We start from the raw sequence: 1,174 nt of genomic DNA, 5'->3' as shown, positions 1-1,174 counted from the left end.
TATGTAATGATGTTACGGCAAAAACAATGGTAATTATAAATCTTACTCTTAATAACTTATCGGAACTCCCTGCTCTCTCATACCTTTTTGATAGTTATAGCAATGATTACGAATATACCACAAGAGGAATTTTTCGTAGAAAAATTCCTCCAGCCTGCACTATTTGCAGTGCTCCTATGGTTCATAACGGCTATAATCTATACATCAAAAAAGGTCTTGGAAAAATCAGCATTGGTCGATACAAATGCCAAAATTGTGGTAGTACAGACGAAGAAGATCATAGTTTTTGGGAAGGTCTGAAAACTTTACTTTTTGATTCATTTAATAATTTTTTCCAGGTGCTCAGATACCATAAAGTTTCTTATGATGGAATTTCTGATATAATGAGCTTCATATTTCCAAGATCAAGAAGCACTATTTTTAGAACATTCAACAAAGAAATGGAACAGGAAAATGTTCCAATTTTAGAAAATGTACATATGGTGCACTATGACGAACAGCATCCAAAAGAGGGACGTTGTCAGAAATACCGTTTAACATTACTGGATGCAAAAACTCAAAGAACAATAGCAGATGAACTTTTTGAGGATAAAAGTTCAGAAACCATCAAAACGTTTCTACGAAAAAATCTAGATACATCAGAACCTGTGTTTATTGTTACGGATTTTGATAAGAGATACCCAGATATTTTAAAGGAAGTTTTTGGGGATAAGTTAGTGCATCAATACTGTTTGATGCACTTAAACAAGCTTATAGTTAGCGATTTTCCGAAGAAAACAACAATTGAACAGGAACTATTAAAATACAGGTTATTGAATATATTTTACAATCGTGAAAATGAGATTAAATTCCTGGAAAAAATTCTATCTGAAGAACTTAACGTAATTATGAATGAAGAAAAGCATCAAGAATGGAGTATAAAGACTCTGTTCCAAAATCCAGTGATTTTTGCATTTTTGATAGAAAATCTGAATTAGCAAGAAGAATCCAGTTTTTATCAAAATCAATATTCGCTATCTAAAGACTTGAATCATTAAGTTGTATTACACGGATGGTGACCATTTACAAAATCTAGTGATTTTGAATTTTACATCCATCACTAGATTTTGGTACTGAGTCAGTATAAAGGCAAAAAAGGAATTTAACCGATTTAGATATAAATTGAAGCTAGAAA

1 pseudogene is annotated in these 1,174 nt (G+C 31.6%); it reads left to right on the top strand.

From position 1 onward, the window contains the following. Positions 1-26: 26 nt before the first annotated feature. A pseudogene (locus ASJ81_RS13140) lies at positions 27-923 on the top strand (ISNCY family transposase); the annotation flags it as partial. Positions 924-1,174: the final 251 nt, after the last annotated feature.

Origin of the sequence: Methanosarcina spelaei, assembly GCF_002287235.1 — an archaeon.
GTDB lineage: Archaea > Halobacteriota > Methanosarcinia > Methanosarcinales > Methanosarcinaceae > Methanosarcina > Methanosarcina spelaei.
This window is presented reverse-complemented; position numbering and strand designations above follow the sequence as displayed.